General features: G+C 70.9%; 16 protein-coding genes and 1 riboswitch. Of the genes, 7 read left to right on the forward strand and 9 right to left on the reverse strand.

What is annotated here, in order from left to right; genetic code table 11:
• Positions 1 to 74: 74 nt before the first annotated feature.
• The 3 genes from cynR (at position 75) to ACZ56E_RS11465 (ending at position 1,726) form a co-directional block, all read left to right on the forward strand.
• On the forward strand, positions 75 to 1,004 hold the full coding sequence (cynR, locus tag ACZ56E_RS11455; RefSeq protein WP_471213360.1) for a transcriptional regulator CynR: 930 nt from the start codon (positions 75 to 77) through the stop codon (positions 1,002 to 1,004).
• Between the two features lie 112 nt (positions 1,005 to 1,116).
• Positions 1,117 to 1,467: a PRC-barrel domain-containing protein gene (locus tag ACZ56E_RS11460; protein ID WP_398306568.1), complete on the forward strand. Its 351-nt coding sequence runs from the start codon at positions 1,117 to 1,119 to the stop codon at positions 1,465 to 1,467.
• A 103-nt stretch (positions 1,468 to 1,570) separates the two neighbouring features.
• Positions 1,571 to 1,726, forward strand: a complete 156-nt coding sequence (locus ACZ56E_RS11465; protein ID WP_362990556.1) for a DUF6131 family protein — start codon at positions 1,571 to 1,573, stop codon at positions 1,724 to 1,726.
• Positions 1,727 to 1,866: 140 nt separating this feature from the next.
• Here the strand turns inward: ACZ56E_RS11465 and ACZ56E_RS11470 are convergent, their stop codons facing one another.
• Positions 1,867 to 1,995, reverse strand: a complete 129-nt coding sequence (locus ACZ56E_RS11470; RefSeq protein WP_267883626.1) for an LPFR motif small protein — start codon at positions 1,993 to 1,995, stop codon at positions 1,867 to 1,869.
• 204 nt (positions 1,996 to 2,199) lie between these two features.
• Here ACZ56E_RS11470 and ACZ56E_RS11475 point away from each other — a divergent pair, with 204 nt between their 5' ends.
• The 4 genes from ACZ56E_RS11475 (at position 2,200) to ACZ56E_RS11490 (ending at position 5,351) form a co-directional block, all read left to right on the forward strand.
• Positions 2,200 to 2,517, forward strand: a complete 318-nt coding sequence (locus tag ACZ56E_RS11475; RefSeq protein ID WP_471213362.1) for a hypothetical protein — start codon at positions 2,200 to 2,202, stop codon at positions 2,515 to 2,517.
• A 43-nt stretch (positions 2,518 to 2,560) separates the two neighbouring features.
• Entirely contained in the window at positions 2,561 to 3,052 is a 492-nt protein-coding gene (locus ACZ56E_RS11480; RefSeq protein WP_471213363.1) for a hemerythrin domain-containing protein, read from the forward strand.
• A gap of 379 nt (positions 3,053 to 3,431) precedes the next feature.
• Complete coding sequence (locus ACZ56E_RS11485) at positions 3,432 to 4,316, forward strand: SGNH/GDSL hydrolase family protein (RefSeq protein WP_471213364.1); 885 nt, start codon at positions 3,432 to 3,434, stop codon at positions 4,314 to 4,316.
• 159 nt (positions 4,317 to 4,475) lie between these two features.
• Positions 4,476 to 5,351 (forward strand): endo alpha-1,4 polygalactosaminidase, encoded by an 876-nt coding sequence (locus ACZ56E_RS11490; protein WP_471214072.1) that lies wholly within the window; start codon positions 4,476 to 4,478, stop codon positions 5,349 to 5,351.
• 34 nt (positions 5,352 to 5,385) lie between these two features.
• Here the strand turns inward: ACZ56E_RS11490 and ACZ56E_RS11495 are convergent, their stop codons facing one another.
• The 8 genes from ACZ56E_RS11495 to ACZ56E_RS11530 all read right to left on the reverse strand — a co-directional run bounded on the left by ACZ56E_RS11495 (position 5,386) and on the right by ACZ56E_RS11530 (position 15,612).
• Positions 5,386 to 6,246, reverse strand: coding sequence for an energy-coupling factor ABC transporter ATP-binding protein (locus ACZ56E_RS11495; protein WP_471214074.1), 861 nt, complete (start codon positions 6,244 to 6,246; stop codon positions 5,386 to 5,388).
• Positions 6,247 to 6,287: 41 nt separating this feature from the next.
• Positions 6,288 to 7,037, reverse strand: a complete 750-nt coding sequence (gene cbiQ / locus ACZ56E_RS11500) for a cobalt ECF transporter T component CbiQ (RefSeq protein ID WP_468610977.1) — start codon at positions 7,035 to 7,037, stop codon at positions 6,288 to 6,290.
• 6 nt (positions 7,038 to 7,043) lie between these two features.
• The gene (locus tag ACZ56E_RS11505; protein WP_471213367.1) at positions 7,044 to 7,466 is read right to left on the reverse strand and encodes an energy-coupling factor ABC transporter substrate-binding protein; all 423 of its coding nucleotides are present in this window, start codon (positions 7,464 to 7,466) and stop codon (positions 7,044 to 7,046) included.
• Entirely contained in the window at positions 7,466 to 8,194 is a 729-nt protein-coding gene (locus ACZ56E_RS11510) for an energy-coupling factor ABC transporter permease (protein ID WP_471213370.1), read from the reverse strand. The genes ACZ56E_RS11505 and ACZ56E_RS11510 overlap by 1 nt, the downstream gene beginning before the upstream one ends.
• 30 nt (positions 8,195 to 8,224) lie before the next feature.
• Positions 8,225 to 8,408, reverse strand: a riboswitch (cobalamin riboswitch).
• Between the two features lie 103 nt (positions 8,409 to 8,511).
• On the reverse strand, positions 8,512 to 9,333 hold the full coding sequence (locus ACZ56E_RS11515; RefSeq protein ID WP_471214076.1) for an APH(3') family aminoglycoside O-phosphotransferase: 822 nt from the start codon (positions 9,331 to 9,333) through the stop codon (positions 8,512 to 8,514).
• Positions 9,334 to 9,714: 381 nt separating this feature from the next.
• Entirely contained in the window at positions 9,715 to 10,551 is an 837-nt protein-coding gene (locus ACZ56E_RS11520) for a peptidoglycan recognition protein family protein (protein ID WP_471214078.1), read from the reverse strand.
• A gap of 1,011 nt (positions 10,552 to 11,562) precedes the next feature.
• Positions 11,563 to 13,782, reverse strand: a complete 2,220-nt coding sequence (locus tag ACZ56E_RS11525) for an MMPL family transporter (protein ID WP_471213371.1) — start codon at positions 13,780 to 13,782, stop codon at positions 11,563 to 11,565.
• A gap of 411 nt (positions 13,783 to 14,193) precedes the next feature.
• A complete protein-coding gene (locus ACZ56E_RS11530; protein ID WP_471213372.1) occupies positions 14,194 to 15,612 on the reverse strand; it encodes a tetratricopeptide repeat protein in 1,419 nt (472 codons plus the stop codon).
• Positions 15,613 to 15,832 lie beyond the last annotated feature (220 nt).

Here is a 15,832-nt window from a genome sequence, read left to right on the forward strand (position 1 = left end):
CATGCATGACCTGCACCTATAGCGTCCAAGACACAGAAGGCATACCTCTCATCGATGCCATCTATAGTTTCTGTATGGCACCTGAACTACGTCATCTGCGCTATCTGCTCGCGGTCGCCGAGCACGGCAACTTCACGCGCGCGGCCGAGGAGCTGCACATCTCCCAGCCGACGCTGTCCCAGCAGATCCGGCAGCTGGAACGCGCGGTCGGCGTCCCGCTCCTGGACCGCAGCGGCCGCGCGGTGCGGCTCACGGACGCCGGCGCCGCCTACCTGCCGCACGCGCGGCGCGCCCTGCAGGACCTGGCCGCCGCCGAGCGGGCCGTGCACGACGTGACGGACCTGTCCCGCGGCAGTCTGCGGCTGGCCGTGACACCGACGTTCACCGCCTACCTCGTCGGGCCGCTCACCGCACTGCTGCACGCGCGCCACCCCGGCATCACCCTGTACCTCCGGGAACTGCCGCAGGACCGCATCGAACCCGGCCTGCTGGCCGACGAGCTCGATCTCGGCATCGCCTTCCACGGTCCCCATCTGCCGGGCCTGGCCGCGACGGACCTGTTCACCGAGCGGCTCAGCCTTGTGGTGGGCGACCTCCATCCGCTCGCCGGACGCACCGATCCCCTGTCCCTCGACGAACTCGCCGCGACCCGGGTCGCACTGCTCAGCGCCGACTTCGCCACACGGGTCCACATCGACGCCCATCTCGCCGGGCACGCGGTACGCCCGGACGTCGCCGTGGAGGCCACGTCGATCATCGCGCTCACCGAGATCGTCCGGCACACCCCGCTGGCCACGGTGCTGCCCGACGCGCTGACGCGCGACCGCCCCGGCCTGCACACCGTCCCGGTGTCCCCCGCCCTGCCCGCGCGGACGGTCACGCTGCTGTACCGCGAGAGCGGCTACCGGAGCGCCGCCGCGCGCGCTTTCACCGGGCTGGTCCGGGAATGGGCCCACACGCAACTTTCGCCGCAGCACCTGGCCGACGACACAAATAACTTTTGATTTTTGTTTGGCGGCGCTCCGACAGGACACTCGATGTGCAGGAGCGGTTGATCATGACGACTCCCTCCGGTATTCAGATTCCGCACTACAGGTATCGACTAAGGAGTCCTGAATGAGCAACGAAATGTGGAGCTACGTTCCGACCGCCGGTCACGGCCCGGACAGTGACCTCACGGGGTACAAGGTCGAAGCCGCCGACGGCCACATCGGCAAGGTCGACAAGCATTCGAACGAGGTCGCCAACCAGTACATCGTCGTCGACACCGGTGTATGGATCTTCGGCAAGGAAGTTCTGCTGCCCGCCAGCACCGTGACGGCCATCGACAACGACGAACGGCGGATCCTGGTCTCGCTCACCAAGGAGCAGATCAAGAACGCGCCGGAGTTCGACAAGGAAAAGCACCTGGGCGACCCCGCCTATCGCGACCAGCTCGGCGGGTACTACGGCGGTTCGGGCCACTGAGCACGCTCAGAGCCGCGCCGACTCGCCGGTCAGAGCACTGTCTCACCGGTCAGCGGGCGCTCGACAGGCGTACACTTGAATTGTTCTGAGGGTTGGAGGATCCATGATCGCACTCGGCCTCATCCTGCTCGTCCTCGGTCTGCTGACCGGCGTTTCCATCCTCTGGACCATTGGCGTCGTTCTCGTCGTCATCGGTGCGGTCCTGTGGGTTCTCGGGGCAGTGGGACACTCGGTGGGCGGACGGAAGCATTACTGGTAGCGGTGGCTGCCGGAGCCCAATAGCTCCCCATAGGCGCACCAGATCCCTTAGGGGCACGGGAAGGGGGCCGGAGTATTCACTCCGGCCCCCTTCCCGTGCCCCTTTTTTTCGAGCTTTTTTCTCAGTGGTGGCCGTGGTTCTCAGTGGTGGCCGTGGGCGGTGTCGGATGCTCCACCGAAGAGCCGCGCGACCGCGCGGAACGGCAGGGTGACCACCGTGGCGATGGCTCCGCCGATGGATCGGAGAACGTCTGCAATGGCCTTCAGCATGATCGGGCCTCCAAAGAGCAACAGCTCAATAGCGGTCAATTGCCATGTGTCACCACACAGCCTTACACCCGTCGCTTGCCCCCGAAGAGCGCACAAAAACTGCCGGCCCCTGCCCGCCTCTGCTCGTACCCCCGCCCTGCACACGCGTACTCCCTCTGCGGCTGACGAGAGGCGGATGCCGCACCGGGTGGCCAGGATGAGGCCATGGGCAACAGCACGGCACATGACGGAACGCGGCGGACCGACGGTCTCGACGCCGTCACCACCCGCTGGACGGCACGCGACACGTCCTCGGCGCACGGACGCCTGCGCGACGCGCTGCTCTCCTGGCGCACTTCACTGCCACCCGCGTTCGCCGCCCCGCAATCCGGGCGGCCGACCGGTGAGCACGTGCGGCTCGTGGTCGCCCCCGCCGCACCGGGGGCGCCCGAGGACGCGCTGCTCCTGCACCTCAGCCCCGGCGAGGTGGACCGACTCATCGCACGGCTCGTCGACGACGACGTGGGTACCCGGCTTCCATGACGGGAGACCCCACAGACCGCTCCCCCCAGGAAAGGCAGACCCAATGACCCCAACGCACGACGTCGTCGAGCTGATCCTCCAGGACCACCGCACGATGGAGGACCTCTTCCGCGACATGCGCAGCGTGGAGGCCGACCGGGCCGCCGCGCTCAGCGAGTTCGCCGACCTGCTGATCGCGCATGCCCTGGCGGAGGAGGCCGAGGTGTATCCGGCGCTGCGTCGGTTCAAGAACATCGACGACGAAGAGGTCGAGCACGGCGAGGAGGAGCACGAAGAGGGGAACAAGGCGCTCCTCGAACTGCTCCAGGTCGAGGACGTCGGCTCGGACGAGTGGGACGAGAAGCTGGAGAAGCTCGTCGAGGCCGTGAACCACCACACGGACGAGGAAGAGCGCACGATCCTCAACGGCGCCCGCGAGAACGTGGCCACGGAGCGGCGCGAGGAGCTCGGCTCGGCGTTCCTGAAGGAGCGCGACAAGCAACTGTCCGCGCACTGCGGCAGCGTGGACAACATCCGCCGCATCCTGAAGGACTGAGCTCCGGACACCGATGCCGATGGGGGCGAGCAGCCGGTGGGCTGCTCGCCCCCATGGGTATGTGGGGGGCTGCTGAGGGGATGCGGGAGGGGTGGGTGGGGGTGGGGAGGGGCTCCCTGGTGGGGTGGGCGGGCTCGGTCGGCTCGGCGGGGCCGGCAGGTTGGGCAGGGGCGGCGGAACCGGGCGGGTTGGGCGGGGTCTGCGGGTGGGGGGTTTGTCATTCGGGTGCCAATGCCTGCGGCGTGGATGCGCATGCGGGCGCGTAGTGCATCGCAGAATCTTGCTCTACCTTGCACAAGCCTTACCTGAGCACCCGGCCTGCCTCCCCTCACGCACTTGCGCCCCCTCCCCCACTTCCTCCCTCCCTCAGGAGAACCCCATGCGCATGCCCGCCCCGCGTCGCACAGTGGCGGCCCTTGCCGCCGCCACCGGAATCGCCGCTCTCGGTCTCAGCGCCGGACCCGCGGCCGCCGAGGACACCAAGGCTCCCCTGCGCTACGTCGCCCTCGGCGACAGCTACAGCGCAGGTTCGGGCGTGCTGCCCCTCGACCGGGGTGCACCTCTCGTCTGCGCCCGCACCTCGCTGAACTATCCGCATCTCCTCGCCGCAGCGACCGGCGCCCAGCTGACCGACGTGACCTGTGGCGGTGCGCAGACCAAGGACTTCACCACGTCCCAGTACCCGGGTGTCGCCCCGCAGTTCGACGCGCTGAAGAGCGACACGGAGCTGGTGACGCTCACCATCGGCGGCAACGACAACAACACCTTCATCAACGCGATCCTCGCCTGCGGCAGCGCGGGCGTCCTCTCGGGCGGCAAGGGCAGCCCCTGCAAGGACAACTACGGCAATAAGTTCAAGGACGAGATCGAGTCGAAGACCTATCCGGCGATCAAGGCGTCCCTCAACCAGATCAAGGCCAAGTCGCCCAAGGCGAAGGTCGCGATCCTCGGCTACCCGTGGATCACCCCCGCGAAGTCCGTGCCCGGCTGCTTCGCCAAGCTGCCCATCGCGGAAGGCGACGTCCCCTACCTCCGTGACGTACAAGCGCACTTGAACGGCGCGGCGCAGCGGGCCGCGCAGGAGACCGGCGCCACGTTCGTCGACCTGGCCGCCGCGTCCGACGCGCACGACGCCTGCCGGCCGGTGGGCCAGCGCTGGATCGAGCCGGTCCTCTTCGGCACGAACTTCGTGCCCGTGCACCCCAACGCCCTCGGCGAGGCCGGAATGGCCAAGGAGGCTGTCAAGGCGCTCAACCTGCCCTGAACAGAGTGCCCGCGCGGTCGGGCGCCCGGCGCACGGGCCCAGCGCCGGGGCTGCGATCCTGTTCGGGTGAACGGGATCAAGTGGCGTACCAGCAGGAACCGCTCCGCGCGGAGCGGCGAGACCCCCTCCGCGCGGCGGCCGGCAGGCGCGTCGGGTGCCCTGCGCGGCAGGGGCGCACGCCTGCGGGCCGGTGTGAGCGGTGCGCTGCTCCTCGCCCTCCTCGCCGGCTGCTCGACCGGCGGATCGGACGGACCCGGTGGATCGGACGGACCCGGCGGATCAGGTGACGCCGGCACCTCCGGCCGCGACCGCGTCCGGCAGCCGCCGGTCGACGCCCCCTTCGACTACCAGCTCGGCGGCCCGTACGCGCCGCCGTCGAAGGTGCGCGCCGTCTCGCGCGACCGCACCGCCGACCCCGCCCCCGGCCGCTACAACATCTGTTACGTCAACGCCTTCCAGGCCCAGCCGGGCAAGGAGGCCGCGCGCTGGTGGCAGCGCGAGCACAGTTCTCTTCTCCTGCGTGACGAGGAGGGACGCACGGTCGTCGACGAGGACTGGCAGGAGCCCCTGCTCGACATCTCCACCAAGAAGAAGCGCGCGGCCCTCGCCGAGATCGTCGGCTCGTGGATCGACGGTTGCGCGAAGGCGGGCTTCGACGCGGTGGAGCCCGACAACCTCGACTCCTACGAACGTTCGGACGGCCTGCTCACCACCGACGACGCGGCCGCCTTCGCCCGCCTCCTGGCCGAGCGCGCGCACCGCCAGGGCCTGGCCATCGCCCAGAAGAACACCACCGACCTGCTGGACCGCCGCAAGCGGATCGGCTTCGACTTCGCCGTGACCGAGGAGTGCGCGCGTTACAAGGAGTGCCCGGACTTCGTGTCCGCGTACGACGGGAAGGTCTTCGACATCGAGTACGTGACGAAGGACTTCGACACCGCCTGCCGCACCTGGGGCAAGAAGCTGTCCGTCACGCTGCGCGACCGCGACGTCCTGGCCGCCGGCGAGGAAGGCTACGTGTACCGGCACTGCTGAGGACCCCGGCTACCGGCACTGCTGAGGACCCCGGCTACCGGCACTGCTGAGGGCCCCGGCCGCGGGCTCCAGCGGCCAGGGCCGCCAACTCCTCCGCGGTACGCGGCTCCTCCCCCGCCTCCCCCGCGAGGCCGCACGTGCGCAGCAGCTCGCCGACGGCGACGCCCCACGGCAGGTGCAGCCCGGCCTCGGCCAGCAGGTCCCGGCGGGCAAGCGTCTCGGCGACCGGTCCCGTCCGCACCCCGGAGGGTGTGAGCAGCGCCGCGTCGTCGGCCCAGCGCAGCGCCAGATCGACGTCGTGGGTCGCCATGACCACGGTCGTCCCGGCGTCCCGCAGCCGTTGCAGGGTGGCGAGGAGGCGTTCCTGGCCGTCGGGGTCGAGTCCCGCGGTCGGCTCGTCGAGGATGAGCACGCGGGGGCGCATCGCGACGGCTCCCGCGATGGCGGTCCGCTTCCGCTGGCCGTAGGAGAGCAGGTGGGTGGGCCGGTCGGCGAGCGCGGTGATGTCGAGGGCGGCGAGCGCCTCGGCGACCCGGTCCCGGACCTCGGCGTCGGGCAGGCCGAGGTTCAAGGGGCCGAAGGAGACGTCCTGTTCGACCGAGGCGGCGAACAGCTGGTCGTCGGGGTCCTGCACCACGAGCTGCACGGTCGTACGCAGCCGGGTCAGGCCCTTCCGGTGGTACGTCACGGGGACGCCCTCGACCGTCAACTCGCCGGAGGCGGGCCGCAGTCCGCCGCTGAGCAGTCGCATGAGGGTGGTCTTGCCGCTGCCGTTGCGTCCGAGCAGGGCGAGGGCACGGCCCTCGACGACGTCGAAGTCGAGGCCGCTGAGCACGGTGGGCCCGTCCTCGTACGCGTAGGACACCGCGCGCAGAGCGACCACGGCCTCGCTCATGGCGCTCGCGCCGCCCCCGGCGCTCGTGGCACTCGTGGCGCTCATGGAAGGAACCTTTCCAGTACGAGGGTCAGGGCCACCAGGCCCACGAGAAGTGCCGCGCCCGCGGCCAGGAAGGGCCGGGAGATCCGGGCCTCGGGCACGAGGACGCGCAGGGTGCCGTCGTAGCCGCGCCCGGCGAGCCCGGCCTGCAGCCGGCTCGCCCGGTCGAAGGCGCGCACGAACGCGGTGGCGCCGAGACCGGCGAGGGAGCGCCAGGTGGCAGCGCGGGTAGTGTGGCCGAGCCGGGCGGCCTGCGCCTGCCGGATCCGGCTCATGGAGTCCAGGAGCAGGAAGCTCATGCGGTACGTGACGAGTGCCACGTCCACGACCGGCGCGGGCACCCCCGCCTTCACCAGGCGGGGCAGCAGGTCCGACATGGGCGTGGTGAAGGCGAACAGGAGGACGCCGAGCGAGGCCGCGGAGGTCCGCAGAAGCAGACCGCCCGCGCGCGCCGGGCCGCCGTCCGCGAACGCCACGAACCCGTCCGGGCCGCCGACCTGGACGAGCAGGGTCAGGGCGCCGGTCACGCAGAAGCCGAGCGGCACACGGTAGGCGCGCCACAGTTTGCCGGGCGGCACGCCCGCCGGGCCGAGCAGCAGGGCGAGCGCGGCGACCAGCACCAGGACGGCGCCCGGCCAGGGCGGCAGCGAGATGGCCAGGACGGTGAGGCCGAGACCGAGCACGGCCTTGTCCACGGGATGCCGGCGGCGCCAGCGACTGCTGTGCGCCGCCGCGTCGATGGGCAGCACGCCGGGTCAGACCCGCTCGGTCCCGGACCGGGGGCCGTCCACGTCGACCGGCTCACCGGAGCCGGTCGACGTGGACGGCCCCACTGCTTCCGTCCCCGCTGCTTCTGGTCGCGTCGCTTCGTCCCGTGCCTGTTCCGCGCCCTGGCGGCGGCCCTTGCGCAGCCCGAAGTAGTACGCGAGGACGCCCGCGCCGATGGCCGCCTGCAGGGCGAACAGCGCCGACTCGACTTCCCCGGACGGGGGTTCGTACAGCGGCGAGAACCATGGATCATAGTCCGGGTCGATCTCGGTGATCGCCGTCTCGGCCTGGGCGTCGGCGCCGGCGAACGGCTCTTCCTCGTCGTCGCCGAGACCGAGCGCCAGGGGAAGGACCGCGAGCGCGGCGACGATGAGGAGCAGCAGTGTGTTGATCTTCGCGTTCCGGCTCATCAGGCGCTGGCCCCCGTCTCGGTCTTCTTCGTCGTGTCCGCCTTCTTCGCGGTGTCCGCCTGCTTGCGCTGCAGCAGTACGCCGAGGCGGGTCAGTTCGCCCTTGCTGGACTGCACGAGCAGACGCATCACCAGGACGGTGAGCAGGCCTTCGCTGACGGCCAGGGGGATCTGCGTGACGGCGAAGATGCCGCCGAACTTGCCCAGGGCGCCCAGGAAACCGCTGCCGGGGTCGGGGAACGCGAGGGCCAGCTGGACGCTGGTGACGCAGTACGTGGTCAGGTCGGCGACGAATGCCCCGAAGAACACGGTGACCATGAGCGGCACGTCGTACCGCCTCAGGAGCCGGTAGACCGCGTAACCCGCCCAGGGGCCGATGATCGCCATGGAGAACACGTTGGCGCCCAGGGTGGTGAGTCCGCCGTGGGCGAGCAGCAGGGCCTGGAAGAGCAGGGTGATGGTGCCGAGCACCGTCATGATCGGTGGCCGGAACAGGATCGCCCCGAGCCCGGTCCCCGTCGGGTGCGAGCAACTGCCCGTCACCGAGGGGATTTTCAACGCGGAAAGGACAAACGTGAAGGCCCCGGAGGCACCGAGGAGCAGCGTGCTCTCCGGGTGTTCCTTGACTTCACGGGTCAGGGAGCGGACTCCGTGGACGACGAACGGCGCGGACGCTACGCCCCAGGCGATCGCGTGCGCCGGCGGGAGGAAACCCTCGGCTATGTGCATGGCTCAGCAGACCCTCTCCAGCACCTCGTGGATGGACAACGTGCCTTGGCCGGTCTCCTGGCTGACGGGTCGTACCGACCGGACTCCGCCTTCCCGGGTACGTGTGCACCCAGTGGCTGCCGCGAGGGCTGGAGCCGGACTTCCCGATCACAGTGGCGAGGGCCGCACCGGCATCACACCGGATTTCCCGAGCACCAAGGCGTGGTGACACTAGTGCGCAAAGATCTGCCTGACAACTTGCACGCGGGTCGCGCCGGTGGCACACCCGAGCGCACACCACCACCGCGTACGCCCCTGCTCAGAGGCTGTCCGCCCGGTCAGAAGAATTCGTCGAGCAGCCGGTAGAAGTCCAGCTTCTCCTTGTCGGCCGCGGTCGCCGTCTGCTCCTCGTACCGCCGCAGGAACCGTTCGGCGTACTCGGGTCCGAACCAGGGGTCTTCCTCGTGCGCCAACTCCCTTACGAGTATGGCGAGATCGGTGTGCCGGTCCGCCCTGCCGAGGCGGACGACGTCGATGACTCCGGTGACGCGGCAGGTGTCGGGGTCGAGGAGGACGTTCTCCGGGGTGAGGTCGCCGTGGGTGACGACCAGGTCCTCCGCCGCCGGGCGGGTGCGGCGCAGTTCGTCGAGGAGGCGCTGCCCGGTCCATCCGGCGCGCTCCTCGTCGAGATCGTCCAGGTCCAGCAGGCCTTCGGCGACGTGGTGTGCGGCCTGCTCCATGGTGACCGGCAGGGAGCGGTCGAACGGGCAGTCCTCCAGGGGCAGTCGGTGCAGGGCTCCGGCGAGGTCGGCGAGCGACTCGGCCACGGCGTACCGCTGCTCCGCAGGCCACTCGTCGGCGGCCGGTCTGCCGGGCACCGCCTCGGTCACCAGCCACGCCGTGCGGTCGTCGGCGCCCCGCTCGACGATGCGCGGCACCGGGATGCCCCGCCCGGCGAGCCAGGCGAGGCGGTCGGCCTCGCCCTGCAGGTCGGAGGGTGATCCGTCGTGCGTGACGGGGGCGGTCTTCACGTACAACTCGGGTTTGCCCGCGTCCGCTCCGGTGAGGCGGTGCACCCCGGCGCCCGATGCGCCGTTCGTCGCGCGGGTCCAGCGGTATGCGGCGTACCTCTGTCTCAGATCGCTGCTCATGATCGGCATCATGGCAGCGACTTCCTGCGGGGCCCACTTGATATTTCGGAGGGGGTGTTGATCCGTTGCCGGTGCGAACTTTGTCAGTTTGCGTGGGGGGTGACTCCCTGCAGGCTGCAGAGCCCAGGCCGTCCCACCCCACACTGATCGCCACGGCGACATTCGCCGTGGGCGCGCCCCTCATTACGCGGGCACCCCTCGGAGTGCCTCGCCATCGTCCACGTGGAGCGGTCGGAGGCAGCAAGAGCCGCCTAAGGGGCGTGCACTTCAGCAAACTGCCACGGACGAACAGACCGGTGCGGTGCGGCGCGCGTCCCGCCTCGCGCGAGGATGTCGACGGCACGGTGGTGCCGTACATCGGTCTCTGCGGGCCGTTGCTGGCGCCTCGGTTCATCTGCCCTGGAGCCGGGCTGCGGCTTCTCTGATCGTCGGCATCTCGGCGGTCAGGGACGCTCCGGGGCAGGACGTGGCGTAGCCGTCCTTGTGGGCCGCGATCGTGTGGAAGACCGCGTCGGTCCCTGCCGCGAACCGGCTCCGGCTGTTGGTGGAGACCAGCCGCGCCGAACCGCGCGGGTCGACGCCCGAGAGGCCGAGCTTCCAGGCGGCGAGCGCGGCGATGGCGTCGGTCATCGCCTTGGGCACCGGAGTCCCCGCCGTGAATGTGCCGATCGCCGCCACGCCCGTCGAGCCCCGGTTGAAGCCCTGCGCGTGCGCCCCGACGACGGGCCTGTCGGTGCCGCCCGCGCGCCCCTCGTAGAGCGTGCCGCAGCGGTCCACGAGGAAGTTGTAGCCGATGTCGTCCCAGTCCCTGTCCGCCTCCTGGCCGGTGTAGAGCGAGCGGATGATGCGTGGGACGTCGTCGCAGTCGTAGCCGTTCGGGGAGTCGGTGTGGTGGATGAAGACGGCCTCGACCCGGTCCGCGTAACGGGCGGGCGGCGGGGTGGCTGTCCCCGGCGCCAGCCAGGCCGTGCGGGGCAGGATGCGTGGGGGCGCCGCGCGGAACGCCGCGTACGACGAGGGCACCTGGCGCGCGGGCCGAGCGGCGGCGGGCATGACGGAGCGATGTCCCGGGGCGGTCGCCCGGAGGGAGGTTCCGTCGTCGCCGGCGGGCACCACGGGATCGATGCCGGCCGCGCACACCAGCAGCGCTACGACGGCCGCCGCACCGGGCAGCACCCCCAGTGCCCCACGCAGGGCGCTCGGCAGCACAACCTTCGGCAAGTGCATCCCGGGCTGCGCGAGGGCGCTCGGCACACGCGCCCCTGCCCGCGTGAGGGCGTTCGGCACGCACGAACCGGATGCCGCGAGGGGGTTCGGCCCGCGCGACCCGGACCTCACGAAGACGCTCCGCACCCGCGACCCGAACCGCACGAAGACATTCCGCACGCGCGACCTGGACCGCGCAAGGACGTTCCACACGCGCGAACCGGACCGTGCGAAGACATCCCGCACCCGCGACCTGGACCGCACAAGGACGTTCCGCACGCACGAACCAGACCGCTCGAAGACGCTCCGCACGCACGACCCGGACCGCACGAAGACATTCCGCACCCGCGACCCGGACCGCGCGCGAGCGTTCGGCACGCGTGACCGGGACCGCCTGGAGAAGACACGCATGGTGTCACCCTCCGACCGGCCGGCAAGCAGCGCGCTACCGGCTGCGGCAGTCGGCGCAACCGGCGGGCGGCCCGTCCGCGGACGGGGGAGAAGGGCCGGGCGGGCCCCCGGCAGCGGACGCGGGGGAACGAACCGGAATGGCCAGCCCGGACACTTTTCCCCCAGCGGCGACGCGAGGGGGGAGGGAGAGAACCGGGCGGCCCCCGGCGGATGCGAGCGAACGAACCGGGTGGACCAGCTCGGACGCTTCTCCCCCAGCGGCTACGCGGGGGGGGGGAAGAACCGGACGGCCCCCGGCAGCGGACGCGGGGCGAACGAACCGGGATGGCCAGCTCGGACTCTTCTCTCCAGCGGCTACGCGGGGGGGGGGGAAGAACCGGGCGGCCCCCCGCCGACGGACGCAGGGCGAACGAACCGAGTAGACCAGCCCGGACGCTTCTCCCCCGGCGGCGGACGCGGGTGGAAGAGAGCCGGGCGGTCCCCCGGCGGGGACGCGGGGAAAAGAACCGGGCGCCCCCCCCGGCAGCCACGCGGGGAAAAAGAACCGGGCGGACCGGCCAGGACGCCCCCGTCAGTGGGAGTGTCCCGGCCGGCCCGCCCGTGCGGCGGGGGCGGGGTGTGTCAGCGGCCCACGCGGGCCAGCTCCCGGTCCGTCTCCGCGTCCGGCGCCCCCGTGTCGCCGAGGTTCCTGTGGAGCTTCTCGCCCTCCACGTCCACGTTCGGCAGCGCCTTGTCCAGCCAGCGCGGCAGCCACCAGGCGGACTTGCCGAGCAGGGCGAGGACGGCGGGCACGATCGCCATGCGGACGACGAACGCGTCGAAGAGGACGGCGACGGCCAGGCCGAAGCCCATCATCTTGATCATGTCGTCGTTCTCCATGATGAAGCCGGAGAAGACGCTGATCATGATGACCGCGGCCGCGGCCACGACCCGCCCACCGTGGGTGAAGCCGGTGACGACCGACTCGCCCGGGCGCGCCCCATGGACGTACGCCTCGCGCATGCGGGTCACGAGGAAGACCTCGTAGTCCATCGCCAGGCCGAAGACCACGCCGATCATGAAGATCGGCATCATGCTCATGATCGGGCCCGGCTGGTCGACGCCCACGACGTCCGCGAGCCAGCCCCACTGGAAGACCGCGACGACGGCGCCGAGCGCGGCGGCCACCGAGAGCAGGAAGCCGAGCGCCGCCTTGAGCGGGACCAGGACCGAGCGGAAGACCAGCATCAGGAGCAGGAACGCCAGGCCGACGACGAGGCCGAGGTAGGGCAGGAGCGCGTCGTCCAGGGTCTGCGAGAAGTCGATGGTCATCGCGGTCTGGCCGGTGACCAGGATCTCGGAGCCGGTGTCGGAGCCGATGCCGTCGGCGGTCGAGCGGATCGTCTTGACCAGTTCTTCGGTCTCGTGGTCGCTCGGCCCGGTCTCCGGGACGACGTTCATGATCGCGGTGTCCCCGGCCTTGTTGGGCTGGGCGGGCGTCACCGCGGCGACGCCGTCGATCTTGGCGAGCGAGTCGCCGACGGTCTTGGCGGCTCCCGCCACGTCGGCGTCCTTGCTGATGGTGACCATCAGCGGGCCGTTGAAGCCGGCGCCGAAGGACTCCGACAGCATGTCGTACGCCTTGCGCTGGGTGGTGTCCGGCGCGGACGAACCCTCGTCGGGCAGGCCGAGCTCGAGGCTGGCGGCCGGGACGGCCACGGTACCGAGGCCGACGACGGCGACGAGGAGCACGGCGAGCGGGTGGCGCAGCACGAAGCGCGCCCAGCGGGTGCCGAGCTTCGGCTTGGCGTTCGGGTCCTGGAGCTCGCTCGCGGACTTCTTGCGGTCCTTGCGGCGCAGCACCTTGCGGCCCGCGAAGCCGAGCAGCGCGGGGATCATGGTGAGCGCGATGAGGACGGCGATCACGACGGTGGCCGCCGCGGCCAGACCCATCTTGGTGAGGATCGGGATGTTGACGATCGCGAGGCCCGAGAGGGCGACGACGACGGTGAGGCCCGCGAACACGACGGCGGAGCCCGCGGTTCCAGTGGCCCGGCCCGCCGCTTCCTCCGGTTCGCGGCCCTCGGCTATCTCCGCGCGGTAGCGGGAGACGATGAAGAGGGCGTAGTCGATGCCGACGGCGAGGCCGATCATCATCGCGAGCGTGGAGGTCGTGGCGGAGAGGTCCAGCGTGCTGCCGAGCGCCGCGATGCCGGAGATGCCGATGCCCACGCCGATGATCGCGGTCAGCAGCGGCATGCCCGCGGCGACCAGCGAGCCGAAGGTGAGGATCAGGACGACCGCGGATATCGCGATGCCGATGAGTTCGGCGCTGCCGCCCATCTCCTGCTCGGCCATGACGGCGTCACCGCCGGTCTCGACCGTCAGGCCCGCGTCGCGGGTCTGGTCGGTGGCCTTGGTCAGCGCGTCCCGGGCCTCGTCCGTGAGCTCGGTGGCGGGCACCTTGTAGGTGACCGACGCGTAGGCGGTGGAGCCGTCCTTGCTGACGGTCTTGGCCTTGAACGGGTCGTCGACGGAGCCGACCTGCGGGCCCTTGCCGATGGCCGCGACCATCTTCTCGACCTCGGCCTTGGGCTTGGCGGAGTCGATCTTCTCGCCCTCGGGGGCGCGGATGACGACACGGGCGCTCGCGCCGTCGGCGCTGGCGTCGGGGAAGCGCTCCTCAAGGCGGTCGAAGGCCTTCTGCGATTCCGTTCCCGGCATCGAGAAGGAGTCCTCGGGCGCGGCGGGGGCGGCCGAGGCGGCGAAGATGGCACCGGCCATCAGCCCCACCCAGAGCAACGCCACATAGCGGCGGCGCCTGAAGGCAAGGCGGCCTAGTTTGTACAAGAACGTAGCCACGGCGAAAGGGACTCCCGTCGAGTTCGGCAGGCGTGGACGACCCTCTGCCGGTGCGATCGGCGCACGTCAGCGGGTCCAGCAGGATTCCTCTCCATCCTCACTGCCGAAAGGGGGCCGCAAGTCCGCCTGCAAGCCGGACTATCGGCCCACGGTCGCTGTACTGCACTGCGCGCGGAGTCATCCCATGGGAGGAGAGCGGATCTCCCTTTCTAGGCCACAGGGTGCAGTCACGTGTCAACGGTTCTTTCATCATTGGCGCGGAACTTTCGCCTCCTCTTCCGTCCCGCCCCAGCTCGGTCGGCATGTCTGCACCACACACGCATCAGCACCGGGAGGTGACGGAATCAGCTGATGGCTGGATTCCGCCTCAGCGCTCCGGGTTCCGTCTCAGCGAGTGCCCAGGGTTCCGCCTCAGTGCTTGAGGGCCGCCATGCCCTCGGCCGCCTGGTCCGCCGCCGTGGCGCGGGCCGCGGCGGCCCGCGCGCCCTCGCCGAGCGCGTCGGCGAGACGCGCCCGCGCCAGCCAGTTGTACGGGCAGACGGGGCGCAGGTTGACGCGTTCGCTCAGCAGGGTGCGGGCCAGCTTGTGGCGGCCCGCGCGCAGGGCGGCCTCCAGCAGGGTCTTGTGCACGGCGTCGCGCTGGGCGTGACTTCCGCCGTACTCGCCCAGGCGGTGCCGTACGGGGAGCAGGAGGTCCACGGCCCGGTCGTAGTGCTGGTTTCCGTAGGCGATCAGCGCGCGGCACACGGGCAGTCCGACGTCCGCGGTCATGGCGTGGTTGGACAGGCGCGGACCGCTGCCCGCAGCGTACCGTTCGCGGTCGCGCACCAGGCGTTCGGCGTCCGCGGTGCGGCCCGCGCCGGTGTACGCCATCACGGCGTGCACGTCGTTGAAGGCGTAGTACGCGCCGTCGTGGCGGGCGGCCCAGGCGTCGGCGAGCCGCTGCCACCGGTCCCCCGCGTCCTGCCTGGCCAGGTGCAGCCGCCACAGGAGCGCCGCCGCGTCCAGGAGTTCCATCGCCGCGCCCGTCGATCCGGCGTGGTGCAGGGCGCTGTCGTAGATCTCCAGTACGCGGGAGACGTCGCCGGCCTCCAGGGCGTAGAGGCAGTAGTGCCACCAGTTGTGCACGTTCAGGTAGTTGCCCGCCGCCCAGTCCGCGGCGCGTGCGTCCAGGTAGCGGATGCCGTCGGCGAACCGGCCCTGCATCTCGTAGGTGTGTACGACGGCGTGGATGGCCCATACGTCGCGCGGCCGCCGGTCGACGGCCGCCAGGCCGGTGTCCCTGGCCTGCTCGTAGTGGCCGGCTTCCTCCAGGCCGAAGGCGTACATGCCGAGGACGGGGCCGTAGTGCGGGTCCGCCGGGTCCCAGGCGGAGAGCGCGCCGCCGATGCGGTCACGCAGCCGTGGCGCGTTGCCGGTGAAGAAGTCGATCTGGTGGCCGACCGCCAGGGCGAGCACGTCGCGCGGGTACTCCACGGAGATCTCGCCGAGCACCCGGCCCGCCTGGTGGAGGTCGCCGTTGAGCCAGGAGGTGGCGGCGGCGACGTGCATGCGCTCGCGCGGGGTCAGCTCGCCGCGGTGGACGTGTTCCTTGAAGCGCTCGAAAGTGGCGCGGGCGTCGGCGGCGTCCTTCTCCTCAGTGCCGAGCAGGCCGAGGTGGGCGGCGAGGACGTGGCCCATGACCGAGCGCGGTGCGGCGGACAGTACCCGCCCGGCCGCGTCCGCCACGTCGGCGCGGAAGAACAGCAGGTGTTCCAGAGCTTGCTCGTAGTGGTCGACGGCCTCGGTGCTGGTGCGTGACATCGGGTGACCGTGCCGGTCGTCTGCCATGGTCGGCTCCTTCCGCGGGGTGGCGCCGGGCGGCCCGGGGCGCGGGTCGCCCGGCGACAGGAAACCAATCCTGCCCGCCTCGGCGGCTCTTGACGCACCGTGACCGGTGGTGGCAGGGCACGGGAGCGGCCTCCACAGGCACTCTGGCATCGCCGCTGCGGGCGGCCTACCTTGGCAGCGGTGGACGCACCACTCGAACGGCTTGTCATGCACTTGTCCA

The organism is Streptomyces sp. NPDC039480 (assembly GCF_055597165.1).

Excerpts from the sequence above, each read along its gene's own strand:
- ACZ56E_RS11510 (WP_471213370.1), bottom strand. The coding sequence starts at position 8,194 with ATGCACATAGCCGAGGGTTTCCTCCCGCCGGCGCACGCGATCGCCTGG.
- ACZ56E_RS11460 (WP_398306568.1), top strand. The coding sequence starts at position 1,117 with ATGAGCAACGAAATGTGGAGCTACGTTCCGACCGCCGGTCACGGCCCG.
- cynR (WP_471213360.1), top strand. The coding sequence starts at position 75 with ATGGCACCTGAACTACGTCATCTGCGCTATCTGCTCGCGGTCGCCGAG.
- ACZ56E_RS11520 (WP_471214078.1), bottom strand. The coding sequence starts at position 10,551 with ATGCACTTGCCGAAGGTTGTGCTGCCGAGCGCCCTGCGTGGGGCACTG.
- ACZ56E_RS11475 (WP_471213362.1), top strand. The coding sequence starts at position 2,200 with ATGGGCAACAGCACGGCACATGACGGAACGCGGCGGACCGACGGTCTC.
- ACZ56E_RS11470 (WP_267883626.1), bottom strand. The coding sequence starts at position 1,995 with ATGCTGAAGGCCATTGCAGACGTTCTCCGATCCATCGGCGGAGCCATC.
- ACZ56E_RS11505 (WP_471213367.1), bottom strand. The coding sequence starts at position 7,466 with ATGAGCCGGAACGCGAAGATCAACACACTGCTGCTCCTCATCGTCGCC.
- ACZ56E_RS11485 (WP_471213364.1), top strand. The coding sequence starts at position 3,432 with ATGCGCATGCCCGCCCCGCGTCGCACAGTGGCGGCCCTTGCCGCCGCC.
- ACZ56E_RS11465 (WP_362990556.1), top strand. The coding sequence starts at position 1,571 with ATGATCGCACTCGGCCTCATCCTGCTCGTCCTCGGTCTGCTGACCGGC.
- ACZ56E_RS11530 (WP_471213372.1), bottom strand. The coding sequence starts at position 15,612 with ATGGCAGACGACCGGCACGGTCACCCGATGTCACGCACCAGCACCGAG.
- ACZ56E_RS11480 (WP_471213363.1), top strand. The coding sequence starts at position 2,561 with ATGACCCCAACGCACGACGTCGTCGAGCTGATCCTCCAGGACCACCGC.
- ACZ56E_RS11495 (WP_471214074.1), bottom strand. The coding sequence starts at position 6,246 with ATGAGCGAGGCCGTGGTCGCTCTGCGCGCGGTGTCCTACGCGTACGAG.
- ACZ56E_RS11515 (WP_471214076.1), bottom strand. The coding sequence starts at position 9,333 with ATGCCGATCATGAGCAGCGATCTGAGACAGAGGTACGCCGCATACCGC.